Origin of the sequence: Kribbella lupini, from assembly GCF_039529595.1 — a bacterium.
GTDB classification, from domain to species: domain Bacteria; phylum Actinomycetota; class Actinomycetes; order Propionibacteriales; family Kribbellaceae; genus Kribbella; species Kribbella lupini.
In genome coordinates this window covers 474,766-500,130 of sequence record NZ_BAAANC010000003.1, presented here as the reverse complement: position 1 = coordinate 500,130, position 25,365 = coordinate 474,766, and the positions used below count along the sequence as shown (strand labels likewise).

The window sequence follows — 25,365 nt, the reverse complement described above, 5'->3', positions numbered from 1 at the left end:
GCTCCTCAGATGATCGGGTGGTGAATGGTCACGAGCTTGCGGCCGTCCGGGAAAGTCGCCTCCACCTGGACGTCGTGGAGAAGGTCGGCGACGCCCTCCATCACGTCGTCGCGCGAGAGCACCGTCCGCCCGCTCTCCATCAGTTCGGCGACCAGCGCTCCTTCACGAGCCCGTTCGATCACCCAGGTACTGAGCAAGGCCACGGCCTCGGGGTGATTGAGCGGGACACCCCGGGCCAGCCGGTCGCGGGCGACCATGCCCGCGACCGACAGCAGGAGCTTCTCGACCTCGCTGGGGGTGAAGTTCATGACGCGGGCAGCACGTGGTCGGCGACCTTGTCGGTGCTCAGGCACAGCGAGCACACGTACGCCGAGTGGGTCGCGCACGCGGCCATGTCGGGCCGCTCGTAGTCCTGCCGGCAGACGTGGCAGGTCAGTACGGCGCCCGACGGGTTGCCGTGCTCGTCGAACATCGGGAGGTCGATCCCGTCGTCGGTACGACGCAGGTAGTACCGGCCGCGAGTCGCCACCGCCAGCACCGGCGGCAGCACGAGCGCCAGCCCGATCGCGACCAGCGGCGAGTAGGGCTTCAGGACCGGCCCCAGGCCCCCGAAGAAGACCAGGATCGACACCCCCGCCGCGACCGTCATCGAGACGAAGCCGACCGGGTTGACGGCGTACAGCATGCCGCGCCGGAACTCCGGCCGCAGCGGCGACAGCTTCAGCAGGTACTTGTTGAAGACGATGTCGGAGGCAACGACCACGATCCAGGCCATCCCGCAGTTGGCGTAGAAGCCGAGGATGGTGTTGAGGAAGTCGAACATGTTCGCCTCCATCAGCACCAGCGCGATCACCAGGTTGAGGCCGAGGAAGACCAGCCGGCCGGGGTAGTGCCGGGTCAGCCGCGTGTAGGAGTTCGTCCAGGCCAGCGAGCCGGAGTACGCGTTGGTGACGTTGATCTTGATCTGGCTGATCACCACCAGTACGACGGCGAGCGTCATCGCCAGCCAGCCCGGCAGGAAGCCGTTGTAGATCTCCAGGAACTGGTGCACCGGCTCGTTCGCGACCGACGCGCCGTCGGCGACGTTCGCGATCAGGTAGACGGCCAGGAACAGCCCGATCGCCTGCTTCAGCGCGCCGAAGATCACCCAGCCGGGTCCGGCCAGCAGCACCGCCGACCACCAGCGGCGTGAGTTCTCCGGGGTCTTCGGCGGCATGAACCGCAGGTAGTCGATCTGCTCGGCGATCTGTGCGATCAGCGACAGGCAGACCCCGGCGGCGAGCAGCATCGAGCCGACGTCGGTCGCGCCCTGCCCGTTCTCGCCCTGGTAGTCGAAGAACGACGACACGGACTCGGGGTGCGACACGACCAGGTACCCGAACGGCAGCACCATCAGCACCAGCCACAGCGGCGTCGTCCAGACCTGCAGCGTGGACAGCACCTTCATCCCGTAGATCACCAGCGGGAAGATCACCAGCGTCGAGACGGCGTACCCGAGCCAGAGCGGGACGCCGAGCCCGAGCTCGAGGCCCTGGGCCATGATCGAGCCCTCGAGGGCGAAGAAGATGAACGTGAACGACGCGAAGATCACGTTCGTCACCACCGACCCGTAGTACCCGAAGCCGCTGCCGCGCGTGATCAGGTCGAGGTCGACGTTGTACCGCGCCGCGTAGTAGGCCAGTGGCAGACCGGTCGCGAAGATCACCACGGCGAAGATCGCGATTCCCCACAGCGCGTTCGTGGTGCCGTAGGAGATGCCGATGTTCGCGCCGATCGCGAAGTCGGCCAGGTAGGCGATGCCGCCGAGCGCGGAGACGCCGACCACGCCGGTCGACCACTTGCGGTAGCTGCGCGGCGCGAACCGCAGCGTGTAGTCCTCGAGCGTCTCGCGGGTCGCCGTACTGGGAGCGGGTGGGTCAGTGCGCTGGTCGAGCGAGGGTTCCACGGTCATCACGAACTCCTGGCGGGCACCTTCAGGCGGGTGGTGCAGTCGATGCACCCGAATGGAAGGAACCTAGGAACCGTCTGTTACCGGCAGATGACGCAACCGCTACGTTCTTGTATTTCCATCTGGAAGTAAACCGTCGACGGTCAGGGCGCGCTCCACCCGGAGCTCGGCGGCGCGCAAGCGTTCGGCCACGGTCGCGCCGACCGGGGAGAGCGCAGTGACCACCCGGCGCTTGTCCTCGGGATGGACCCGGCGCAGCACCAGCCCGCGCTCGACCAGCTTGTCGACGTGCCGGGTCAGGCTCGCGGGCGGCAGGACGGCGGCCTCGGCGAGCGTCGTCATCGGCAGGCCCGGCTCCTCGTGCAGCGCGGACATCACCCGCCACTGCTCGATCGTCAGCTCGAACTCGTCCAGCTCCGGCAGCAGCCCGAGCTCGATCCGGCGCTCGGCCTGCTTGAGCAGGAGGAGCAGGCTGGTCGACATGGTCCTCCCCGGTAGCCGGTACGACGGCGCCCACCGTCTCACGGTGCGGTGAATATAACGCAGCGCTCGGAAAACCGGTGCCCGTTGGACCACACTGGTCGGCATGCCAGGGGCCGCGGAGGTGATCTCGATCGCCTTCGTCGTGCCGCGGCAAGGGCCGACCGGGATCTACGGCCCGTCCTGCCTGGCCTGCGGTCAGCTCGCCGTCGAGCAGCTCAACGCGCGCAACGGGATCGCGGGCCGTCAGGTCGAGCTGGTCCACGTCGACGCCGGCCGCGCGCCCGCCGTGGTCGCCGAGGAAGTCGGCCGGCTGGTCGACTCCGGCCGAGTCGACGCCGTCGCCGGCTGGCACATCTCCGCGGTGCGGGTCGCCCTCACGCAGCGGATCGGCCGGCGGGTCGTCTACGCGTTCGCGGCGATGCACGAGGGGCGCGACGACACGCCGGGCGTCTTCATGCTCGGCGAACGCCCGGTCAACCAGTTGTTGCCCGCGGCCCATTGGTTGCGCGACCAGCACGGCGTCCGGCGTTGGGTGGTGGTCGGCAACGACTACGTCTATCCCCGGGTCACCGGCGGAGTGGCGACTTCGGCCTTGCGGGGTTCGGGATCGGAGATCATCGGTACGTCGTACGTCCCGCTCGGGACGACGGACTTCAGCGCCGTGCTCCGCGCGATCGACCGCAGTACGGCGGACGGCGTGATCATGCTGCTGATGGGTCAGGACGCGGTGCACTTCAGCCGGCAGTTCGCGCGGGCCGGGCTGAGCGAGCGGCTCGTCCGCCTGAGCCCGGCCGTCGAGGAGAACACCTTGCTCGGCGCCGGTGCCGGCGCGAACCACGGCCTGTACGCCGCGGCGGCGTACTTCGACGGCATGGCGACGGTCGAGAGCAGCGAGTTCGCGCGCGACTACTACGCACGGTTCGGAGCCTGGGCTCCGGCTCTGAACGCGGTCGGCGAGTCGTGCTACGAAGCGATCCAGTTCCTGGCCCGGCTCGGCGAGGTCGCCGGATCGGTCGCGATCGCGGACGTCGCGGCGATGGGCAGCGGCCAGTTCTACAGCAGTCCCCGCGGGCTGCTGCGGCTCGACGGCAACCTGCTCGACCAGGACGTCTACCTGGCCGCGGCCGACGGGGTGCGGTTCCGGATCGAGGATCGGATCACCCGGCTCAGTTGATCTGTGACACTCCGGTTGGTTCGCGGCGTTGAACAGTTGACGACGCACAGAACTTTTCGGACCGGTGCGAACGTCTTTGTGTACAAGGGATGCCGATCACATCGACCCCGGGGGTGCATTGTGCTGGCCACGACTCTGAGTCCGACTCGACAAACCCGGCTGACGGTGGGCGCCGTCGACACGGTGACGTACCTGGCCGCCGGCGAGCTGTACGGCGGCCGGAGTTTTCTGCAGAACCCGTCGTGGGCGCAGGTGAAGCCCGACTGGCGGCCGGAGTTGCTGGCCTGGCGCGACGCCGACCACGAGATCGTCGGTACGGCGCTCGTGCTCTACCGGTCCGTGCCGGGCTTGAAGCGCTACTTCGCCTACCTGCCCGAAGGGCCGGACATCGACTGGACCGACGCGTCGCTGGAGCGGTGGCTCACGCCGCTGGTCGAGCACCTTGTCGAGGCGGGCGCATTCGCCGTACGGGTCGGTCCGCCGCCTGACTTGCGGCGGTGGAAAGCTTCGACGCTGAAGGCCGCAGCGGGACCGTCGCTGCGGATCGGCGACGTCCTGCCGGATCTGGTCGAGCCCGTCGGGTCGTCGGTGACCGATCGCCTGCGGTCGCTCGGGTGGACCCGGTGCGCGGACGGCGGAGATGCTCAGCCGCGGTACGTCTTCCATGTTCCGTTGCCCTCGCTGGACGGGGTCCTCACCGCGATGAACAGCGAGTGGCAGCGAAACCTCAAGAAATCGGTGCGTTCCGGCATCGAGACCCGGATCGGTGACGCCGGCGATCTGCCGACGTTCTACACGTTGCTGCAGACCACCGAGCAGCGCAACGGCTTCCGGCTGGGGCGGTCACTCGGCTACTACGAGCGCCAGTACCGGGCGCTGAACGCCGAGGCCGACGGGCGGATGCGGTTGTACCTTGCGTCGTACGAGGGGGAAGTGCTGGCCGCGCACACGATGAACGTGGTCGGGCGCCGGGTCTGGTACCAGACGGGCGCGTCGGCGAGCCATCGGCGCGATGTCCGGCCGAGCCACGCGCTGCAGTGGCGGATGATGCAGGACGCGTTCAAGCACGGCGCCGCGTACTACGACATGCGCGGGATCTCGGACTGCCTCGATCCGGAGCGGCGCGAGTTCGGGCTGCTGCGGTGGAAGCTCGGCACCGGCGGCGACGTGGTCGAGACGCTGGGGGAGTGGGAACTGACGCTGCCCGGCGTCGTCAACCAGACGCTGCACCACGCGATGCGACGTTACCGGGCGCGCTGACCTCGCCAAGCCGCGAGGGCGACATCGACGATGTCCGCGCGGGGACCTTCGAGGTCGTCCACGGCGACCCATTCCGCGTAGTCCGTCGTGCCGCCTACCTCGAGGGTGCCGAGGCTCCCGCCGACGACGGTGGCGCGATAGACGATACGCACCGACTTGAACGGCAGCGGCCGGTCCGGCTCGGCGGGGCCGGTGAACGAGTGCACCGCCAACGGCTCGTGCAGGACCACGTCGTACCCGGTCTCCTCGAGGGCCTCGCGGACGACCGCCTCCTCGACGGTCTCGTCGTACTCGACTCCACCGCCGGGCAGGGACCAGCACGCCTCGCCGCGACCGCTGCCGTTGTACCAGGTGAGCAGGACCCGCTCGGTGTCGTCGACGATCAGCGCGTACGCCGCGAGCCGCGTGTGGTACTCCGTGAAGTGCACCCGGTCATCGTAGGACGCGCTGAACCCGGCCGACGTAGCCGTCCGGGCGGATCAGCAGCTCGTCGCCGTCGTGGGCGTCGTAGTAGGTGAAGGCTTCGGGTGAGGTGTAGGCCTTGGCGGTCGGGGCCTCGCGGGCGATGTCGACCGCGTGGGGATGGTCGGAGGGGCCGGTCGGGCTGAAGCGGAGCAGGGTCTCGTGCGGACCCTGGTAGAGCTCGAAGAGCCTTGTTTTGTTGCCCTGGGCGTCGACAAGCGGTGAGTCCGGTGCGCGGTCGCCGGTGGTCAGGACGGCGGTGCCGTCCAGGTCGCGGTAGGTGATGTCGAGCTGCCGGGTGTCCCGGCCGCGTTCGTGGGCGCGCTCGTCGCCGTCCTGGTACTTCTTCAGCAGGCCGGTGCTGATCCCGAGCACCCGCTCGGCGTTGGTCCGGCGTTCGGTCTCGTACGACGTGAGCAGCTCCTCGTTGCCGCTGGCAAGTTTCCAGCCGAGGTTGTACGCGTCCTGGACGCCGGTGTTGAGGCCCTGGCCGCCGGTCGGCGGGTGCACGTGGGCGGCGTCGCCGGCCAGGAACACACGCCCGTCGCGGAACCGCTCGGCCAGCCGGATGTTCGGCCGCCAGATCGTCGACCAGGTCAGATCGCGGAGCTTCGCGACCCCGGGGCCGGCGTACCGGTCGACCAGCTCCTGCAGGGTTTCCAGGGTCGGGTCGACCTGCTCGTCGTCGAGCGGCGTACCGAACTGGAACTGGTCGCCGCCGGACAGCGGAGTCATGACGATGCCGCTCATCGGGTTGCTGCCCTGGGCGAACCAGTACCCGAAGTCGTGGTCGAGCCCGTCGGCCGCGACGTCGCCGAGCAGCATCCGGATCGACTCGTCGGTGGTGCCGACGAACGGGATGCCGAGCGTCTTGCGGACCGTGCTGCGGCCGCCGTCGGCGCCGACCAGGTAGTCGACGGTCACCGTCTCGCCGGTGGACAGCCGGGCGGTCACGGCCTCCGGGGTCTGGGTGAAGGTCTCGAGACCGGTGCCGAGTTCGACCTGTACGCCGTACGACGCGAGCTTGTCGCGCAGGATCGCCTCGGTCCGTGACTGCCCGAGCCCCCGGCCGTTCGGGTAAGGCGAGTCGGGCGTGGCCTCGACGATCGCGCCCATCCGGCGTTCCTGGACGAAGCGGCCGTCGATGATCACCTTCAGCGGCGGCATCTCGAGGCTTTGGGCCAGCACCTCGTCGAGCACGCCGAGGTCCTCGAACACCTCCAGCGTGCGCGGCTGGAGGCCGTCGCCGCGGGATCCCTCGAAGTACTCCGTGGCCTGCTCGACCAGGCGGACCGCGACTCCGCGGCGGGCCAGGTCGATGGCCAGGGTCAGCCCGGTCGGTCCGGCGCCGGCGATCAGTACGCTCATCGTCTTCTCCATTTCACTGAATCGTGATTCACTGAATCTATATTCAGTTTGTACGTCGCTAGGCTTCGCTGTCAAGGAGGTGGTCGTGGTGCTGACCGGAAGTCGCCAGGCGAAAGCGGCCGGGACCGAGGCCGCGCTGAAGCAGGCCGCGCGCGAGGTGTTCGCCGAGCGCGGGTATCTGAACACGAAGATCACCGACATCACCGCGGCGGCCGGGCGGGCGACCGGCTCGTTCTACAACCACTTCGCCGGCAAGGAAGAGCTGCTCGAGGCGCTGCTCACCGACATGCTCGCCGAGGCCGACGACGTCGTACTCGAGGATGCGGAACACTCCGCCGACTTCAGCGACCGGGCGGCGATCCGCTGGCACGTGGCGATGTTCTGGCGGTTCTACCAGCAGCACCTGCCGGAGATGGTCGCGCTGAAGCAGGCGTCGATGGTCGACCCGGCGCTCGGCAGCCGGCTGCAGCAGATCATGGCCGACGACGACGCCCACATGGTCGAGCACTTCGCCCACCTGCCGACGCCGCCGGCGGACCCGACGCTGCACATCTCGGCGATGAACGCGCTGATGGAGGGCTTCGCCTACCAGTGGCTGGTCGTCAACGCCGCCGACGGGCGCACGATCGCCGACGACGAGGCGATCGAGCTACTGACCGACCTGCTTCATCACGGGTTCGCGGGGAGCTGACCCGGAGGACCCCAGCAGCCGACCGCAGCAAGGGCCCGGCGCGCCCTCTTCCCCACTCCATCCACAGTTCCTGGGGAGAGGGCGGTGCGACTACTCCTCCGGCGGAGGCGGTTCCTCCGCGCCTTCGCGCTCGTCGCGGTCGGCCCACTCCAGCAGCGTGTCGAGCGTGTACGGGTTGTCGTCGATCGTCTCGTGCAGATCACCGAGCTCGGCGAACCGCGCGGGAACGGTGGCAATGGTGAACTCGCGCGGCTCGACGTCGTCGATCTCGTCCCAGCGGATGGGGGTCGAGACGGTGCCCTCGGGGTTGCCGCGGACCGAGTACGCCGCGGCGATCGTGTGGTCTCTCGCGTTCTGGTTGAAGTCCACGAAGAGCTTGGAAGGGTCGCGGTCCTTGCGCCACCAGGTGGTGGTGACGTCGTCCGGCGCGCGCCGCTCGACCTCACGGGCGAACGCGAGCGCGGCCCGCCGTACGTCGGTGAAACCGTGCTCGGGCTTGATCCGGACGTAGACGTGCAGGCCGGAACCGCCGGAGGTCTTCGGGTAGCCGACCGCGCCGAGCTCGTCGAGCAGCTCGTGGGTGACGTGCGCGACCCGGCGGACCCGGTCGAACGGGCAGTCCGGCATCGGGTCGAGGTCGATCCGCCACTCGTCGGGCTTCTCGGTGTCGGCGCGCCGGCTGTTCCACGGGTGGAACTCGACCGTCGACATCTGCACCGCCCAGGCGACGTGCGCGACCTCGGTGACGCACAGCTCGTCGGCGGTCCGGTTGTAGCGCGGGAACTTCACCCGCACGGTCTCCATCCAGTCCGGAGCGCCGTTCGGCAACCGCTTCTGGTGCACCTTCTCGCCGGCCACGCCGTCGGGGAACCGGTGCAGCATGCACGGCCGCTCCCGCAGCGCGCGCACGATCCCGTCCCCGACCGACAGGTAGTACTTCACCAGGTCGAGCTTGGTCTCACCCCGCGCCGGGAAGTACACCCGGTCCGGATTCGAGATCCGGACGATGCGCTCCCCGACCTCGAGCTCGATCGCCGGCGACTTGCTCTTGGCAGCCTTCTTCCTGGCCGCACCCGTGGACCCCGCTGAGGACTCCGCCATGAACTCAACCTAACCGCCCCGACGGACATCCGGCACCGCGCCACCCGGCGTGGCCGGCAACCGCGCAAGAGGCCGGCGGTCCTGCATGTCGGCGCGTTCGGTGGGTACCAGGCGTCATCCCCTGCTGCAGCACAACACCACGAAGCAGGCCGTCGCCTGGCGACGAGGGCGCGCGGCTCACTGCGAGAGGAGTCGACGATGCCGTCGTTGCGTGCCCGTCACCGCCTGCGAGCCGAGCTCTGGATCGTTCCCCTGCTGTGCGTCCTCGGCGCGATCGCCCTGTCGCTGATCACCGTGGCCGTCGACCGGGCCTTCGACGACCAGCTCGTGCCGACCAGCATTACCGGTAAGCCCGACGCGGTGTCGTCGATCCTCAGTACGATCGCGTCGGCCATGGTCACGCTGACCACGCTCGTCCTGACCGTCACCACGGTGGCCGTGCAGCTGGCCATGGGCCAGTTCTCGCCGCGGATCGTACGGGCCCTGCTGCAGGACCGCGCCAGCCAGCTGGCGTACGGGCTGTTCGCCTCCACGTTCACCTTCGCCATGCTCGCCCAGCGGGAACTGAACGCCGTGGGCGACGGCTCCGTCCCCGGCCTGACCGTACTGGTGGCCTACCTGCTCATGCTGGCGAGCATCGCCGCCTTGTTCCTCTACATCCACCACGCCGGCAACTCGTTGCGGGCCGCCGGCCTGATCGACCTGGTCGGCGACCACCTCCACGAACAGATCGACCGGCTCTACCCGGCCGACGACGTCGCGTCGAGCGCGGGGGACGTCGTCGTGTGCCCGGAGCCTGGAATCGTGGTCGACCTCGACCGCCCCGCGCTGGTCGCCGCCGCTCGCGAGGCCGGGTGCGTGCTCGAACTGGTCCCGATGATGGGCGACTTCGTGCCCGTCGGTGCACCGCTGCTCCGGATCCACGGAGAACCTGTACGCCTGGACCACGCGCACCTGGTCGAGCTCGTCGTCCTCGCGGCCGAACGCACCCACGGCGACGACCCGGCGTACGGCTTCCGCAAGCTCGTCGACATCGCCGAGCGCGGGATCGCCCAGCCGTTCAGCGACCCCAGCACCGCCGTCATGGTGATCGACCGCCTGCACGACAGCCTGCGCCAGCTGGCGATCCGGCCTTTCCCCACCGGTCAGCACCGGGACGCAGCAGGCGAAGTCCGGCTCGTCGAACGCGTGATGAGCTGGGAAGGCTACGTACGGCTCGTCTTCGACGAACTCCGCCTGGCCGGTGCTTCCTCACCGCAGATCCCACGCCGGTTGTTCGCCGCTCTCCACGACCTGAAGACCGTGGCACCACCGGACCGGCAGCCGGCCCTCGACCGTGAGATCGAGCTCCTGACCGCCGCGGTCCAGGACCAGTTCGACGACGGCCCCGACCGGTACGCCGCACTGACCCCCGACCAGCAGGGCATCGGTTCAGGGCCTGACCTCACACCCCAACCGACCCTGGCCTCCGAACCGGCCCACAGGTGATCGGGCGCTCGCCCTGCAGTCGTCTGTCTCCCCGACCGCACGACAGTCCCGCCATCCGCGACCCCCGGTACGACGCCTCGCCCCGCCTCGCCCCGCCTCGCCTCGCCCCGCCTCGGCTCGCCCCGCCCCGCCCCGCCCCGGCTCGCCCCGGGTCGCCTCGGCTCGCCCGCGCCGCCCACCGCGTCGTCCGGCCGGGACCTTGCACACCCACCGGGGACCGTGAACACCAAATAGCCTGTTCAAGGGTCCCGCTTCCTGTTCAAGGTCCCTGGATCCGGCCCGTGGCCTTGACCTCCGAGCCGTGGTCCGAGCCCGCCTCTCGACCGGCGCGGACTCAGACCAGGCGGGCGGACTCAGATCAGGCGGGCTCAGACCAGGCGGGCTTGCTCAGACCAGCCTGGTCAGCCAGTTGTGGTCGTCGGGGATGCGGCCGTACTGGAGGTCGAGCAGTGTCTTGCGGAGGGTGGCGGTGGTCGGGCCGACGCCGTGGTCGACGGTGTGGTCGCCGATGACGACGTCGCCGTCGGGCCAGGCGAGGCGGCCGATCGGGGTGATGACGGCCGCCGTACCGGAGGCGAAGACCTCGGTGATGTCGCCGGAGCGGACGCCGTCGCGCCACTCGTCGGCGGAGACGCGGCGCTCGAGGACGGTGTGGCCGAGGTCGCGGGCGAGGTCGATCACCGACGTCCGGGTGACGCCCTCGAGGATCGAGCCGGACAGCTCGGGCGTGACGATCGTGCCGTCGGCCTGCACGAAGAACAGGTTCATGCTGCCGATCTCCTCCAGCCAGCGCCGCTCGACGGCGTCGACGAAGGCGACCTGGTCGCAGCCGTTGGCGACGGCCTCGGCCAGCGCGGCCAGGCTGGCGGCGTAGTTCCCGCCGCACTTGGCCGCGCCCGTCCCTCCGGGAGTCGCGCGGATCGACGAGGTGGTCAGCCAGATCGACACCGGCTTCGGGCCGGTCTCGAAGTACGCGCCGGCCGGTGAGGCGATCACACCGAACAGCACCTCGTTGGCCGGGCGCACGCTCAGCGCCGCCTCGGTGGCGATCATGTACGGCCGCAGGTAGAGGCTGCTCTCACCGGAGCCGGTCTCCGGCACCCATGCCTCGTCGACGGTCAGCAGCGCGCGCAGCGCGGCAAGGAAGTCCTGCTCCTCCACCTGTGGCAGTGCGAGCCGCCGCGCGCTCCGGCGGAAGCGGGCCGCGTTGAGCTCGGGCCGGAACGACCAGACCGAGCCGTCCTCGTGCCGGTACGCCTTCAGTCCCTCGAAGATCTCCTGCGCGTAGTGCAGTACGGCGGCCGCCGGGCTCACCTTGAGCGGTGCGTACGCCGTCACCTTCTGGTCGAACCAGCCGCGGTCGGCCGACCAGTTCGCCACCACCATGTGGTCGGTGAAGGCCTGACCGAAGCCGGGCTTGTCCAGCACCGCCGCACGAGCCGCTGCACTGGCGGGATCGCTCCGCAGCTCCAGCTGGAAGTCCCACGCGTCCGTCACTGTCACCGCATCTTCTGCTGTCGTCACTCTCGGCACGCTACCCCTGCCCTTCCCCAGTGTTCGACCCACTGCCCACACTCCGGCCAGCGAACGGTCTGCGCCGCAGCAGCTCCCGGTAGTCCCGCACCGCCGGCCTGGTCAGCTCCCCGCCCTGTACGGCGGCCAGCACCCGCCCACCCGCGGCGTACAACGCCGGGCTGTGCCACTGGTCCTCCAGCTCGACCAGAGTCCGCATCGCCATCGCCAGCCCGGTCGACACGTCGCCGTCCAGCACCAGGCACTCCGCCAGCAACAGCCGAAGCTCAGCCTCCTCCCGGCGTCGCTCGGCCGGGCACAACCCGAGCGCCCGATCCAGCGCCACGTACGCCGAAGCCGTGTCGCCCAGCACCGTGTGCACGAAGCTCTCCACGCTCGGCGGCTCGTACGACGCCCAGCCGAACACGGAGCCCGAGCTGTCGATCCCGTCCGGCAGCAGGCGCACCGCTTGCCGCGCCTCCTCAGGTCGGCCGAGCACGGCAAGCAGCCGAGCCTGCGCGGCCAGCGCACGAGCCTGGTCCCGGGGGTGCTCGGCCAGAGTGAGCGCCTCGACGCCCAGCTCCAGTAGCTCGCCACCAGCGGAGGAGCCCGCGCAGAGCACCGCAGCTTCAGGGGTGCCTGCGTGCCGCACGCCGACTCCGCTGGATACGCGCACCTGCTGCGGGCCCGCCGTTCTCGTCGCCGCTGAGCTGCCGGCCGGTGTCGCTCCGACCGTTTCGGCCGAGCTGCTGATGACCTGCCAGCTCCTCGTCTGGCTGGCGATCCACCGCGCGCCGGAGCCGTCGGCGGTCGCGCGGGCCGTCCGCCACCAACGCTCGGCGGCCCGGGATCGGCCCAGCGTGGTGAGCGTGAGGGCGATCAGTACGGCGAGCTCGGCGGCGGGCACCGCGAGGTCGGAGTCTGCCGCACGGTGCAGGAGGTCGAGGTCGGCGGTCAGCTCGGGCAGGAGCTCGGCCGCCGGCGTAGTGCCGAAGTCACCCGCATAGGCAGCGGTCACGCCGGCCCATTCGGCGCTCCTCGACGACTGTCCGAAAGCTCCGGCCACGCTGTGACGCACAGCCTCCAGCAGCTCCGCACCGGAAGAGGCGGTGAGGCCGCCGGCTGCAGGGCCTGCTCCGGCTGGTGTCGACGCGGTTGTGATGGCAGACGGGCTCTCGGCCGGGTGGAGCTGGTGGAAGGCCCGAGTGAGGCTGCCGGTTGCTGCCAGCTCTCTGTCGCACAGGCGAGCCAGGTGGGCGGAGCCGGGGCGGCGGCCTCGTTCCACCTGGGAGAGGTAGCTGTGGTCGTAACCGACGCGGGTTGCCAGTTGGCGCAGGCTCAGGGCGGCTGCTTGGCGGCACCTCCTCAGCTGTACGCCGAACGGTTCCAGTGCTGTCTCGGCCACAGGTCCTCCCCCACTGCTCACGCCCGGTGGTTGCGGTGCGTGTCCGGAACGCTACAAGGGCCTACCGACAGAAAGTGGGCACAGCGAGCACACCGACGAGCTGGGGGCTGTGGGCTGTTCGGAGAGCCCACAGATCACACCTGGTAGGGCAAGTGGGCGGTGGTGATCCTTGGTGGTGTGGACCGGCAGGGGATGACACGGGGGATGTCACAGCAGGGGCCGCCGCGGGCCTTCTGGCTGGTGCGGTCCGACGGTGGTGGCGCGGTGGCGGAAGGGGTGCTGTGGGCGGATGGGGTGGTGGCCGTGCGGTGGTGCGGGCAGGGGACCGCTGTCTCGGTGTGGTCGGGCGGACTGGACGCGTTGCTCGCCGGGCACGGCCGCGACGGCAGTACCGAGGTGCGGTGGAGCGAGCAGCCCCTGACGAGCCGGCAGCCCGTGGCGACCAACCAGCCCGTGACGACCGAGCAGTCCGTGACGACCGAGCAGTCCGCGATGACCGAGCAGCCCCTGACGAGCGAACAGGCCGAGCGGCGTCACGAGCGGCCGGCAGAGCCCGCCCGCCGGCCGCTGCCGTACCTGCCGGCTCCCGGGGTGGACGGGCGGTGCGTCCGCTGCGGCGGGTGCTGGCCGTGCCTGGACTGCGGCTTCTGACGAGACAACGCTGTCAGCCCGTCGAGCCGGAGGTCTACTCTGAGCTGTCCGAACTGAATCGTGCACGAAATATGGAGTGGTGGCGGGTGCAGGAACAGGTGGAGGGGCCGGCGCCGGTTCGCACCGATCCGCTGGACGAGCTCGACGAGCAGCTGGCCAGGCTGCGCAGTGTGGCCGACGAGCTCCGGGGGTCGCGCGGCAAGCCGGTGCTGACCGGCAACCAGGTGGAGCTGATCGAGGACGGGCCGACCCTGCTGCGGGCGTACGAGCAGCTCCAGGAGGACGCCCAGCGCGAGGTTCGGGTGCTTGACCGCCCGCCGTACGTGACACCGCCCTCGACCCAGCAGGCGCTGGAGCTGGAACGCCTCAAGGCGGGCATCGGGTACCGCGCGATCTACGGCACCGAGGTGTTCGAGAGCGAGGACATCATGGGGGTGCTGCCCGAGCTGCAGGCGGCGGGGGAGCGCAGCCGGGTGCTCGCGCAGATCCCGCTGAAGATGGCGGTCGGCGACGACGACACCGCGCTGATCGGCCTGACCAAGCGGTCGCCGTCCGAGCAGCACCTGCTGATCCGCTCGTCCGGGCTGCTGGACGGACTGATCGCGACGTTCGAGATGCTCTGGGCGCTGGCGATCCCGATGCCGGCGCTGCCGTTCGACGGCGACTTCCACGGGCTGCGGCCGCACGACCGCGACATTCTGCTGCTGCTCGCCGGCGGTGCGACCGACGACATGATCAGCCGCCGCCTGCGGATCAGTCCGCGGACGACGCAGCGCCGCGTCCGGGCGCTGATGGAGTCGCTCGGAGCGCAGACCCGCTTCCAGGCCGGCGTCCAAGCGGCCCGCCGCCGCTGGATCTGAGTGGCGCACATCACCACAGAGCCTGGGTAGCATTTTGCTATCGAGGGTGTTCAAGTCAGCATGACCACACTCGAACTCCCCGCCACCGTCGCGCACCGCCGCAAAACCAAGCCGCTCAGCCGCAGGGCCAGCTTCTGGACCGCTGCCGCGGTCGCCGCGATCAGCCTGTGGACCAGCGCGGCCCCCACCACGGCGTACCCGCTCTACGCCAGGACCTGGCACCTGACCCCGACCGCCACGACCGCGATCTTCGCCGTCTACCCGGTCGTCCTGGTCGCCTTCCTGCTGGTCTTCGGTCAGCTCTCGGACTACATCGGCCGCCGCGCGACCATGCTGTACGGCGTCGGCGCGATGCTCGCCGGAGTCCTGCTCTTCGCGGTCGCCCCTTCGGTCGGCTGGGTGTACGCCGGCCGCGCGCTGATGGGCGCCGGCGTCGGCATGGCCCTGACCGCGGCCACCGCGGCAGCCGTCGAGTTCAGCGCCGAAGGCAAGGCCTCGCGCGCCTCGTCGGTCGTCACCGCGGCGACAGCCGCCGGCCTGGCCCTCGCGACGATCGTCGGCGGCGGCCTGATCCAGTACGCGCCGCTCCCGCTGCACCTCGACTTCTGGGTCCTGCTCGCGGTGATCGTCGGCCTGCTCGGCTTCGTCTGGCGCCTCCCGCGCCACACCAAGGACGAGAGCCGCGGCAAGTGGCGCCCGCGCCCGATCGCCGTACCGCAAGGCATCCGCACCCTGTACGCCGGCGCCGCCGCGGCCGTCACCACGGCGTACGCGTTCGGCTCCGTCTTCCTGGCCCTCGGCGCCCAGATCGCGCAGCAGCTGATCGGCACCAAGAACGTGTTCACGATCGGCCTGATCCTGTCGATCACCTCGGTGCTGATCGGCGTGACCGCGATCGTCGCGCGCCGCTTCCCGCCGCGCCGGCTCGTCCTCGTCGGCGCCGTGATCACACTCGGCGCCTTGGCCCTGCTGGAGTACTCGGCCCACGCGCACTCGCTGCCGGTCTTCCTGGTCACCACGGGCCTGGCGGGCATCGCGTACGGACTGCTGTTCTCCGGCGGACTCGGCCTGATCAACGCCAACGCCCCGGCCCACCACCGCGGTGGCACGGTCGCGGCGGTCTACCTCGTCGCCTACATCTTGCAGGGCGCCATCGCGCTCGCGCTCGGTATCGTGGCGACGGCGTCCGGGCTGAGTACGGCGCTGCTGCTCGGCACGATCGTGATCGGTTCGCTGGGCCTGATCGTGCTCGCCGTCGCCGGCGTCGTACCGGCCCTCCAGAAGTCCACGCTGTAAGGAGTCAAGCCTGATGAGCCCGCAGACCAAGGTCCGGCCCGTGCCGAACTGCTCGATCGCCCGCGCGGTGGACATCGTCGGCGATCGCTGGGCCTTCCTGATCGTGCGCGAGGCGCACTTCGGGTCGACCCGGTTCGCGGAGTTCCGGCAGGTGCTGGGGATCGCCCCGAACATCCTGACCAGCCGGCTGAGCGCACTGGTCGAGGGCGGGATCCTGGAGAAGCGCGACTACCGCGACGAGGGTGAGCGCGTGCGGTCGTCGTACCACCTGACCGAGGCGGGCGAGGATCTGAAGCTGGTGCTGGCCGCGCTGCAGCAGTGGGGTGACGTGCACGTACCGCGGGCCGATGGCCCGACCGTGCTCCGGCGGGACACCCACAACGGAGGGTTGGTCTCGGTCGGCTTCGTCGACGAGGAAGGATCGGAAGTGCCGGAGGACGAAGTGGTCTTCGAGCCGATCCCTGGTGGTCCGTCGGACCGCAGTACCTGGCGGTGACAGCACAACGGGCCCGGTCGAGAAGACCGGGCCCGCTGCTGTGTGTTCTCAGTTGATCGTGACGACAGTCCCCGCGCGGTTCGGGAACTCGACGAACCCGGTGGAGCGCTGGTCGGTCGGCAGCCCGGACCACGACGCCGTGACCTGGAACGGCTTGCCGGCCAGCGGCGCCCTCGACGGCGTCACCGCGAGCGAGCCGCCGCCGGTCACCACGTTGGTCTGCATCGTGTACGCCGTGGTGTCGGCGCCGGGCGGGTTGGACAGGGTGATCGCGAGGACGCCCCACACGCCGGGCTCCGGCGCGGACAGCGTCGCCGAGGCCTGGTTGGACCCGTCGCCCTCGAAGGACAGCGCCTGCATCTGGCCGTTCACGACCTTGTAGAGCACCAGCCAGATGCTGCCGGCCGGGTCGACCGTCTTGATGTTCCACTGCACGGCCTTGGTCGCGGCAGTGACGGTGACCGGGTAGTTCGGCAGGTCGGCGTCAGCAGCGCCGGCCGGGACCGCGCCCGGAACCGCCGGCGCGGAGACCACGCCGTACGCCTTGATCGGCAGACCGGACGTCCCGGCGACGGCCTCGAAGGACGCGCTGCCGGAGGCACCGGAACCCTTGACCTGCGTCGGGGCGATGGCCGACGTCGGCTTGACGACGATCGGGCTGCGGACCGAGGTGTTGGCGCCCTGCCAGGTGAGCCAACCGGTGGTGGAGACGTTCGACAGGCCGCTGTCCAGCGTGAGCTTGACCGTGAAGGTCTTGGTCTGGCCGGCCTGCAGGTTCAGGATCGACGGCGTGACGACGGCCTTCATGCCCGGCACCGACACGGTCGCCCGGTAGAGACCACCGGTCACGGCGGTCACCCGGCGGGTGATCGTCTGCGTGCCGACCAGCTGGCCGACCGCGATCGACGGCGCGTTGTAGTTGCTCGGGGCAATGGCCGGTACGCCGGTCCCGGTGTCGACGCCGGAGCCTTCCAGGTAGCCGAGCCAGTCGGCGTCACCGGAGTCGTAGACCAGGCCGGGGGAGAGCATCTTCGACGGCTGGACCTCACCGGCGCCACGGGCGAACGGGTCGTTGTTGACCGAGCCGTCGGCCTTCTTGACGTCGCTGGTGGTGGTCATCAGGGCCGACTTGACCATCATCGGCGTCCAGTCGGGGTGCTTGGCCAGGTAGAGCGCGGCCAGGCCGGCGATGTGCGGAGCCGCCATCGACGTGCCCGAGTAGAAGGCGAAGCTGTGGCCGTCGTTCGACGGCGGAGCGACCGCGGCCAGCACGTTGACGCCCGGTGCCGCGATGTCCGGCTTGAGCAGGTTGCCGTTGCTGGACAGGGACGGACCGCGCGAGGAGAAGTCGGCGATCTGCGGGTACGCCGTCTTGACCGACGTCTGGTTGCCCTGGACGAACTGCACGGTGGCGCCCGGCGTACCGGCGTAGGTCTTGACCGACAGCGAGCCCGGGGTGTTCAGGTGGATGGTCGGGACCGAGTGCGAGTCGGCGACCATGTCCTGGTCGGTGAGGTTGAGCAGGACCATGCCGACACCGCCGGCGCGCTTGACCTCGGCCGACTTGTCGACCCGGGCGCCGACGCCGCGGTCGCAGACCACGATCTTGCCGGCGACGAGCGCGGAGTCGAGCGTGTTCGGCAGGCACTGCGAGCCGTCGTACTCGGTGGCGGCGGTGGTCTTGGCGGCCGCGCCGGTGACCAGCGGCTTGCTGCTGATCGAGCCGGGCAGGCTGGTGCTGAGCCCGGCGTACTTCTCACCGTTGCCCAGGACAACAGTCGACTCGTACGGCGCGACGGTGCTGGCGGCGACCGTGGTCACCCACGGGGAGGTGTTGTCCAGCGACGACTCGTACGGGCCGGAGTTGCCGCCGGCGGCCGAGACGAAGATGCCGGCCGAGGCGGCCGACAGGAAGGCCAGCTGCACCGGGTCGACGTGCGAGGACTCGAACTGCGAGCCGACCGAGTAGTTGATCACGTCGACACCGTCGGCGACGGCCTGGTCGATGGCGGCCAGGATGTCGGAGGTGTAGCCACCCGAGCCGACGTCGTCCTTGCCGGTCCACAACGCCTTGTAGACGGCGATCTTGGCGGCCGGCGCGACGCCGGAGATGGTGCCGAAGTTGATGCCGCTCTCGGCGACGTCCACGCCGGGCCGGCCGGCCGCGGTGGTCGCGGTGTGCGTGCCGTGGCCGCCACCGTCACGCGGGGACGCCCAGTCGTCACGGGCCTCGGGCGGGGTGGCGCCGAGCCAGCCGTCGCCGAAGAACTTGGCGCTGATCAGCTTGGTGTTGCACAGGTCGGCGGTGAAGTCCTCGCCGGCCTGGCACGATCCGGTGAAGTCGTTGCCGTCGGCCTTGTGCATCACGATGCTGTCGCCGGAGCGGTACGGCGTGTACGTGTCGGCCGCGGTCGGCTTGGTGCCGAGCTTGGGGCCGGACACCGAGGCGCTCTCGGGCCAGATGCCGGTGTCGACGACGCCGACGACGACGCCCTTGCCGGCTTCGGCGTTGCCGCCGAGCGCCTTCCAGACCCCGGCGTTGCCGGACAGCTTGAGGAAGTCGGCGGGCTTCTTGTCGTCCAGCGTCTTGTGCAACTGGTCCGGCGTCACCGCGAGCACACCCGGCGTCTTCGCGAGGGCCGCGGCCTGCTGGCCGGTGAGGTCGGCCCGGAACGCGTTGATCGCGGTCGTGTAGTGCCGGGACGCCGTCGCGCCGACCTTGGCCGCGACCTGGTTGTGCCGGCTCTGCAGGTAGGTGCCGTAGCGCTTCGCGTCGGCGCCGGTGGCGTCGACCTTCTTGCCCTTGGCGGGCTTGGTCGCCTTCAGGCCGGCCACCCCACCGGCGTAGGTCGCCAGCGGCTTGTCGGCGAGCGTCACGACGTACTTGCCGGGTGCGAACTTCGGCAGCCTCAGCGCGCTGCTCAGGTTGTCGGGAGCGGCCGACCCGGGTGACGGGTCGGTCAGGGCGGCGTTGCCGACGGGTGCGGCGAACGCGGCCGAGGTGAGGACGGCGGCCGCGATCAAAGCGGTCGGGCGACGCAGGGACAGGTGGTTCACGCAATGCCTCCAAGGGTGCGGCTTGGTCGGCGAGATCCTGCCAACCCTTGCCGCCCGGCACACGGTTTTGGCTGCATGTAGCCAGTGACGGAAAACCGCCAGTGAAGAGTCGGCTTCCGGACAGCGTCGGTTAGCCGTCATCCCCGGCGCATTGACGGGCGACTTCTGAAAGCTCTCTACTTTATTACATGCGCTCCCGAATGCTTGCGGTCCTTCTGCTCGTCGTGAGCGGACTAGTGGTCGCCTCACCAGCCCAAGCGGCCAACATCCTGACCAACCCCGGCTTCGAGAGCGGCTCACTGAGCGGCTGGAGTTGCTCCGGCGGCTCAGTGGTCTCCAGCCCGGTCCGGACCGGTAGCCACGCTCTGCAAGGGGGAGTGACGAGCTCCGACACTGCCCAGTGCAGCCAGACGGTCGCCGTACAGCCCAGTACGGCGTACACGCTGTCGGCCTGGGTCCGCGGCTCCTACGTCTACCTGGGCGTGACCGGCGGCGCCTCCACCTGGACGCCGTCGGCCACCAGCTACACCCAGCTGACGGTCTCCTTCACCACCTCGGCGTCACAGACCTCCGCGCAGATCTACCTGCACGGCTGGTATGGCCAGCCGGCGTACCAGGCGGACGACGTGAGCCTGGACGGTCCCGGCGGCAACCCGCCGACCCAGGGCGCTCCCAGCGTTCCCGGTACGCCGTCTGTCACCAGCACCACCAACAGCTCGATCGGCCTGACCTGGGGAGCGTCCACCGGCACGGTGACGGGCTACCGCGTCTACGAGGGCTCCAGCGTCGTCAAGACGGTCACCGGCACCAGTACGACGGTCGACGGGCTCAGCGCATGCACCAGTCACAGCTACTCGGTGGCGGCGTACAACACTCAAGGCGAGTCGGCCAAGAGCGGTCTGGCCAGTGCGACGACCACCGGTTGCGCCAGCACGGGCCTGCCCAAGCACGCGCTGATCGGCTACCTGCACGCCAGCTTCGCCAACGGCTCCGGCTACGTCCGGATGGCCGACATCCCGGCGCAGTGGAACATCATCAATCTGTCCTTCGGCGAGCCGACCTCGGTGACGTCCGGAGACATCCGCTTCAACCGCTGCCCGGTCGCGGAGTGCCCGAACGTCGAGAGCGACGCCGAGTTCCTTGCCGCGATCAAGGCCAAGCAGGCCGCCGGCAAGAAGGTGCTGCTCTCGATCGGAGGCCAGAACGGCCAGGTGCAGCTGACGACGACGGCGGCCCGCGACGCCTTCGTGAACTCGGTCGGTTCGATCATCGACCGCTGGGGCCTGGACGGTCTGGACGTCGACTTCGAGGGCCACTCGCTCTACCTGAATCCCGGCGACACCAACTTCCGCAGCCCGACCACCCCGGTCGTGGTGAACCTGATCTCGGCGCTGAAGACGCTCAAGGCCCGGTACGGCGCGAAGTTCGTGCTGACGATGGCGCCGGAGACGTTCTTCGTCCAGGTCGGCTACCAGTTCTACGGCGGCAACGGCACCGGCGACAACCGGACCGGCTCGTACCTGCCGGTGATCCACGCGCTGCGCGACGCGCTCACCGTCCTGCACGTCCAGGACTACAACTCGGGACCCGTGATGGGCCTGGACAACCAGTACCACACCATGGGCGGCGCCGATTTCCACATCGCGATGACCGACATGATGAAGGCCGGCTTCCCGGTCTCGACCACCGGCCAGACCTTCCCGGGCCTGCGCGAGGACCAGATCGCCTTCGGCCTGCCGGCCGCCGTCAGCGCCGGGAACGGCCACACCGCCCCCGCGGCCGTTCACCAGGCGCTGGACTGCCTGGTCAAGGGCCAGAACTGCGGCGGCTACACCCTGCGCGGCGGCGCCAGCCCGTCGTTCAGGGGCCTGATGACGTGGTCGATCAACTGGGACAAGTACTACAACTGGGAGTTCCAGAACAGCCACGCGCCGTACCTCGCTGCCCTGCCGTGACCCGGTGGGAGCGAGGGGCCCGGTCAGCCTGTGGAGGAATCGCTCCCGGAGTTGGCCGGGCGCTGGTATGAAAGAGGCATGACAGCGTCGACTTCCCGCCCGGTGATCATCACCGTGGACGACGACCCCGGGGTGTCCCGGTCGATCGCCCGTGACCTTCGCCGCCGGTACGGCGAGGAGCACCGGATCGTCCGGGCCGAGACCGGCATGCAGGCGCTGGACGCGCTGCGCGAGCTGAAGCTGCGCGGCGAACCGGTCGCGCTGCTGCTGGCCGACTACCGGATGCCCCAGATGACCGGGATCGAGTTCCTGGAGCAGGCGATGGACCTGTTCCCGCTCGCCCGCCGGGTGCTGCTGACGGCGTACGCCGACACCGACGCCGCGATCCAGGCGATCAACGTGGTCGACCTCGACCACTACCTGCTCAAGCCGTGGAACCCGCCGGAGGAGAAGCTCTACCCGGTGGTCGACTCGATGCTGGAGCTGTGGAAGTCGACCCCGGAGCCGTCCAGCGACGAGACCCGGGTGATCGGCCACCGCTGGTCGGCGCCGTCGTTCGCGGCCCGGGACTTCCTGGCCCGCAACGCCGTGCCCTACCGCTGGTACGGCGTCGACGACGACGAGAGCAAGCGGCTGCTCGAGGCCGCCGGTGTGGACGGCGCGACGCTGCCGGTGGTGATCACCACCGACGGCACGGTGATGGTCGCGCCGACCGAGGCCGAGCTGGCCGACAAGGTCGGGCTGTCCACTTCACCGGCCGAGGCCTTCTATGACCTGGTCGTGGTCGGCGGTGGGCCGGCGGGACTCGGTGCGGCCGTGTACGGCGCCAGCGAAGGGCTCCGGACTGTGCTGGTGGAGCAGCTGGCGACCGGTGGCCAGGCCGGCCAGTCCAGCCGCATCGAGAACTACCTGGGCTTCCCGGACGGGGTGTCCGGCGCGCAGCTGACCGACCGGGCCCGGCGGCAGGCGGTCCGGTTCGGCGCCGAGCTGCTGACCGCGCGTCAGGTGGTCGGGCTGGACACGACCGGCTCGGCCCGGCGGCTGAAGTTCTCCGACGGCAGCGAGATCTCCGCGCACTCGGTGATCCTGGCGACCGGCGTCTCGTACCGGACGCTGCAGGCACCAGGAGTCGAGGACCTGTGCGGCCGGGGCATCTACTACGGCTCCGCGACCACCGAGGGTCCGAGCTGCGCCGGCCAGGAGGTCTACATCATCGGCGGGGCGAACTCGGCGGGCCAGGCCGCGGTCTACTTCAGCAACCATGCCAAGCGCGTGCATATGCTGGTGAGAGGGCCGTCGCTCGAGGCGACCATGTCGTCGTACCTGATCAACCAGATCGACGCCATCGACAACATCGAGGTGCACACCTGCACGCAGGTCGTCTCCTGCAAGGGGTCGGACCACCTCGAGGTGCTGACCCTGCAGAACAGCTCGACCGGAGAGACGCGGGAGGTGAACTCGGAGTGGTTGTTCGTGTTCATCGGCGCCGCACCCCGGACCGACTGGCTGCCCGGCGACCTGCAGCGCGACGAGCGGGGCTTCGTCCTGACGGGGCCCGACCTGCGCGGCAAGCCGGCGGGCTGGACGCTGGAGCGCGAGCCGTACCACCTGGAGACGTCCATGCCGGGCGTCTTCGCGGCCGGCGACGTCCGGGCCGAGTCGGTCAAACGGGTCGCCTCGGCGGTCGGCGACGGAGCGATGGCCGTGACCTTGGTGCACCGATACCTGGAGATGCTGTGAAGAAGGAGGCGGTTCGATGAGCGCCGAAACGGTGCCGGAGTCGCAGCGGATCAGCATCGACGAGCTGCGCACGCTGTTCCTGTTCGAGAGCCTGACCGACGAGCAGCTCGCCTGGCTGGCGCGCGAGGGCACCGTCGAGGCGTACGACGACGGTGTCGTCTTCACCGAGGGCGACGAGGCGGTCTGCTGCTACATCCTGCTGACCGGCGGCCTGCGGATGTGCAAGCTGTCGCACGGCGAGGAGGTGGAGATCAACCGCAGTACCCAGCGAGGCGTGTACGCCGGTGCGGTGACCGCGTTCCTCGGCGCCGACGAGCGCAAGGCCTACAACGCGACCATGCGGGTGCTCGAGCCGTCGACGTTCTTCGTGATCACCGCCGAGACGATGGCCACGATGATGAACCAGTGGTTCCCGATGGCGGTGCACCTGATCGACGGGTTCGTCCAGGGCATGCGGCGGACCAACGAGACGATGGGTGAGCGGGAGCGTCTGCTGGCGCTCGGTTCGCTGTCGGCCGGGCTGACCCACGAGCTGAACAACCCGGCGGCGGCCGCCGTACGGGCTTCGGCGACGCTGCGGCAGCGGGTGGCCGGGATGCGGTCGAAGCTCGGGATGCTGGCCGACGGCACGCTGGACGCGACCAAGCTGCACGAGATCGTCGAGCTGCAGGAGGCCGCGGTCGAGCGGCTGGCCAAGACCGTCGGCAAGGAGGTCTCGCCGCTGGAGCTGTCCGATCTCGAGGACACCCTGGCGGACTGGCTGGACGACCACGACGTACGGGCCAGCTGGGACGTCGCGCCGGTGCTGGCCGCGGCCGGGCTGGACGTGCCCTGGATGGAGAACGTGCTGACCGCGGTCGGCCCGGACTACCTCGAAGGCGCTGTCCGCTGGCTGATGTACACGGTCGACACCGAGTCGCTGATGAACGAGATCGACGACTCGGTGACCCGGATCTCGACCCTGGTCGGGGCGGCGAAGCAGTACTCGCAGATCGACCGGGCGCCGTTCCAGGTGGTGGATCTGCGCGAGCTGCTGAAGTCCACGCTGGTGATGATGTCGGGCAAGCTGCAGGGCATTCAGGTGGTCAAGGACTTCGACCCCGAGCTGCCCGCGATCCCGGCGTACGCCGCGGAGCTGAACCAGGTCTGGACCAACATCATCGACAACGCGGTCGGCGCGATGAACGGCTCCGGCACGCTGACGCTCCGCACCCGGCGCGACGGGCACTATGCGGTCGTCGAGATCGGCGACACCGGTCCGGGCATCCCGGCCGAGATCAAGCGGCGGATCTTCGAGCCGTTCTTCACCACGAAGCCGATCGGCGAGGGCACCGGGCTCGGCCTGGACATCTCCTGGCGGATCGTGGTCAAGAAGCACCACGGCGACCTGCGCGTGGAGTCCGAGCCCGGCAATACGGTCTTCAAGATCGTGCTGCCGCTCGACCCCCAGCAGGAGATCGAGGCGCAGGCGGACCTGATCTGATCCAGTCGGCGATCTCGTCCACCACGACGGGATCGACGTGCTGGGGCTTGGTGTAGTCGCTCGGCGTAGAGGAGTGGTCGCCGGGGAAGAACAGGTGGTCGTCCTTGTCGTGGACGCGGATCGTCGCGCGGTCTTCGAGGGCGCGTCGCCAGTCGGCCAGGTCGTGCTCGACGGTGACCTGGTAGTCGCGGCCGCCTTGCAGGATGAGCATGGGGAGGTGGAGGGCGGACGCGGTTGCGACGGGGTCGTGCTCCCGGAGTTCCAGCCAGAAGGCCGCGGGGAAGCCGAACAGCAGTTGCTCGGCAGGAGTCTCCGGCGACAAGGCAGGATCGGCAACTGCCGCGGCCTGCTGCTCGAAGACGGCGAGCAACGGCTGGTAGGTCTCGGGATCCATCGCCGCGAGATGCCGGCCGACCCGTACGGCGGCCTCGTGCAGCGGCCGGGTGTCGGCGGCGAGCAGGACGAGCCCTGCCACGGAAGGGTTTCGCCGGGCGATCTCGGGGGCGACCCGGCCGCCCATGCTGTGGCCGACCAGGAAGATCCGGGCCGGGTCACAGTGCTTGCCCAGGGCATCTATTGCGGCCGTCGCCGATGGTAGGTACTGCTCGGTCATCGTCAGCCCCGGGGTGAGTTTGTCGAACCGGGCGACCGCGATCCCGCGACTGGCCAGGCCCCAGGCGAGGTCCTTGAGCGGCTTGTTCGGGCCGACCGTCTCGTCGCGGTCGAACGGGCCGCCTCCGCTGAGCAGTACGACGCCGGGTGTTCCGGCGTGGTCCCGCGGAAGACTGATCGTCCCGCCGGCCCCTGCGAGCTCCACCTCTTCCTCGACGAACGCCTCCACCTCGACGTACGACGGCACTTCCCACTCCTGCGCAGCGGTCATCGCCTCACCTTTCTCACTGTTTGAGAAAGGTAGCACGGCATGAGATCGTCGG

General features: G+C 69.8%; 21 protein-coding genes and 1 pseudogene. 11 read left to right on the top strand and 11 right to left on the bottom strand.

Translation table 11 applies throughout. The features are described 5' to 3' along the window. Positions 1-5 precede the first annotated feature (5 nt). The 3 genes from ABD235_RS28520 to ABD235_RS28510 all read right to left on the bottom strand — a co-directional run bounded on the left by ABD235_RS28520 (position 6) and on the right by ABD235_RS28510 (position 2,431). Complete coding sequence (locus ABD235_RS28520; protein ID WP_344179673.1) at positions 6-308, bottom strand: urease subunit gamma; 303 nt, start codon at positions 306-308, stop codon at positions 6-8. Next, positions 305-1,951: a purine-cytosine permease family protein gene (locus ABD235_RS28515; RefSeq protein WP_344179672.1), complete on the bottom strand. Its 1,647-nt coding sequence runs from the start codon at positions 1,949-1,951 to the stop codon at positions 305-307. Before ABD235_RS28515 ends, ABD235_RS28520 begins: the two co-directional genes overlap by 4 nt. 99 nt (positions 1,952-2,050) lie before the next feature. Then, positions 2,051-2,431, bottom strand: coding sequence for a MarR family winged helix-turn-helix transcriptional regulator (locus ABD235_RS28510; protein ID WP_344179671.1), 381 nt, complete (start codon positions 2,429-2,431; stop codon positions 2,051-2,053). 103 nt (positions 2,432-2,534) lie between these two features. On the opposite strand from ABD235_RS28510, the gene ABD235_RS28505 reads away from it, so the two are divergent. Together ABD235_RS28505 and ABD235_RS28500 are read left to right on the top strand one after the other, a co-directional pair. Further along, positions 2,535-3,605, top strand: coding sequence for a substrate-binding domain-containing protein (locus ABD235_RS28505; protein ID WP_344179670.1), 1,071 nt, complete (start codon positions 2,535-2,537; stop codon positions 3,603-3,605). Between the two features lie 165 nt (positions 3,606-3,770). Beyond that, positions 3,771-4,865, top strand: a complete 1,095-nt coding sequence (locus tag ABD235_RS28500; protein ID WP_344179669.1) for a lipid II:glycine glycyltransferase FemX — start codon at positions 3,771-3,773, stop codon at positions 4,863-4,865. Here the strand turns inward: ABD235_RS28500 and ABD235_RS28495 are convergent. Together ABD235_RS28495 and ABD235_RS28490 are read right to left on the bottom strand one after the other, a co-directional pair. Next, positions 4,850-5,293 (bottom strand): NUDIX domain-containing protein, encoded by a 444-nt coding sequence (locus ABD235_RS28495; RefSeq protein WP_344179668.1) that lies wholly within the window; start codon positions 5,291-5,293, stop codon positions 4,850-4,852. The two genes, ABD235_RS28500 and ABD235_RS28495, sit on opposite strands and share 16 nt — an antisense overlap. 4 nt (positions 5,294-5,297) lie before the next feature. Then, positions 5,298-6,695, bottom strand: a complete 1,398-nt coding sequence (locus tag ABD235_RS28490; protein ID WP_344179667.1) for an FAD-dependent monooxygenase — start codon at positions 6,693-6,695, stop codon at positions 5,298-5,300. Between the two features lie 85 nt (positions 6,696-6,780). On the opposite strand from ABD235_RS28490, the gene ABD235_RS28485 reads away from it, so the two are divergent. Then, on the top strand, positions 6,781-7,386 hold the full coding sequence (locus ABD235_RS28485; RefSeq protein ID WP_344179666.1) for a TetR/AcrR family transcriptional regulator: 606 nt from the start codon (positions 6,781-6,783) through the stop codon (positions 7,384-7,386). A 90-nt stretch (positions 7,387-7,476) separates the two neighbouring features. Here ABD235_RS28485 and ligD read toward each other — a convergent pair whose 3' ends face one another. Beyond that, positions 7,477-8,487: a non-homologous end-joining DNA ligase gene (ligD, locus tag ABD235_RS28480; RefSeq protein ID WP_344179665.1), complete on the bottom strand. Its 1,011-nt coding sequence runs from the start codon at positions 8,485-8,487 to the stop codon at positions 7,477-7,479. Between the two features lie 198 nt (positions 8,488-8,685). Here ligD and ABD235_RS28475 point away from each other — a divergent pair, with 198 nt between their 5' ends. Further along, complete coding sequence (locus ABD235_RS28475; RefSeq protein WP_344179664.1) at positions 8,686-9,975, top strand: DUF2254 domain-containing protein; 1,290 nt, start codon at positions 8,686-8,688, stop codon at positions 9,973-9,975. Between the two features lie 387 nt (positions 9,976-10,362). Here ABD235_RS28475 and ABD235_RS28470 read toward each other — a convergent pair whose 3' ends face one another. The 3 genes and pseudogenes from ABD235_RS28470 to ABD235_RS28460 form a co-directional block, all read right to left on the bottom strand. Continuing rightward, positions 10,363-11,499: a branched-chain amino acid aminotransferase gene (locus ABD235_RS28470; protein ID WP_344179663.1), complete on the bottom strand. Its 1,137-nt coding sequence runs from the start codon at positions 11,497-11,499 to the stop codon at positions 10,363-10,365. A 10-nt stretch (positions 11,500-11,509) separates the two neighbouring features. After that, a complete protein-coding gene (locus ABD235_RS28465) occupies positions 11,510-12,505 on the bottom strand; it encodes a hypothetical protein (RefSeq protein ID WP_344181362.1) in 996 nt (331 codons plus the stop codon). 240 nt (positions 12,506-12,745) lie between these two features. Beyond that, positions 12,746-12,892, bottom strand: a pseudogene (locus ABD235_RS28460) (helix-turn-helix domain-containing protein); the annotation flags it as partial. Between the two features lie 204 nt (positions 12,893-13,096). Here ABD235_RS28460 and ABD235_RS28455 point away from each other — a divergent pair. The 4 genes from ABD235_RS28455 to ABD235_RS28440 all read left to right on the top strand — a co-directional run bounded on the left by ABD235_RS28455 (position 13,097) and on the right by ABD235_RS28440 (position 16,195). Further along, entirely contained in the window at positions 13,097-13,543 is a 447-nt protein-coding gene (locus ABD235_RS28455) for a hypothetical protein (protein WP_344179662.1), read from the top strand. An 86-nt stretch (positions 13,544-13,629) separates the two neighbouring features. Beyond that, positions 13,630-14,403, top strand: a complete 774-nt coding sequence (locus ABD235_RS28450; protein WP_344179661.1) for a helix-turn-helix transcriptional regulator — start codon at positions 13,630-13,632, stop codon at positions 14,401-14,403. Between the two features lie 60 nt (positions 14,404-14,463). Next, complete coding sequence (locus ABD235_RS28445) at positions 14,464-15,699, top strand: MFS transporter (protein ID WP_344179660.1); 1,236 nt, start codon at positions 14,464-14,466, stop codon at positions 15,697-15,699. A gap of 13 nt (positions 15,700-15,712) precedes the next feature. Beyond that, a complete protein-coding gene (locus ABD235_RS28440) occupies positions 15,713-16,195 on the top strand; it encodes a winged helix-turn-helix transcriptional regulator (RefSeq protein ID WP_344179659.1) in 483 nt (160 codons plus the stop codon). Positions 16,196-16,243: 48 nt separating this feature from the next. Here the strand turns inward: ABD235_RS28440 and ABD235_RS28435 are convergent, their stop codons facing one another. Beyond that, positions 16,244-19,252: a S8 family serine peptidase gene (locus tag ABD235_RS28435; protein ID WP_344179658.1), complete on the bottom strand. Its 3,009-nt coding sequence runs from the start codon at positions 19,250-19,252 to the stop codon at positions 16,244-16,246. Positions 19,253-19,476: 224 nt separating this feature from the next. Here ABD235_RS28435 and ABD235_RS28430 point away from each other — a divergent pair, with 224 nt between their 5' ends. From ABD235_RS28430 to ABD235_RS28420, 3 genes are all read left to right on the top strand, one after another. Next, positions 19,477-21,207, top strand: coding sequence for a chitinase (locus ABD235_RS28430; protein WP_344179657.1), 1,731 nt, complete (start codon positions 19,477-19,479; stop codon positions 21,205-21,207). Between the two features lie 78 nt (positions 21,208-21,285). Further along, positions 21,286-22,947, top strand: a complete 1,662-nt coding sequence (locus tag ABD235_RS28425) for an NAD(P)/FAD-dependent oxidoreductase (protein WP_344179656.1) — start codon at positions 21,286-21,288, stop codon at positions 22,945-22,947. A 16-nt stretch (positions 22,948-22,963) separates the two neighbouring features. Next, positions 22,964-24,430, top strand: a complete 1,467-nt coding sequence (locus ABD235_RS28420; RefSeq protein ID WP_344179655.1) for an ATP-binding protein — start codon at positions 22,964-22,966, stop codon at positions 24,428-24,430. On the opposite strand, the gene ABD235_RS28415 is transcribed toward ABD235_RS28420, so the two are convergent. Then, positions 24,369-25,313 carry an alpha/beta hydrolase family protein gene (locus ABD235_RS28415; protein ID WP_344179654.1) on the bottom strand — a complete coding sequence of 315 codons (945 nt, stop codon included), beginning with the start codon at positions 25,311-25,313 and terminating at the stop codon, positions 24,369-24,371. The genes ABD235_RS28420 and ABD235_RS28415 overlap by 62 nt on opposite strands. Positions 25,314-25,365 lie beyond the last annotated feature (52 nt).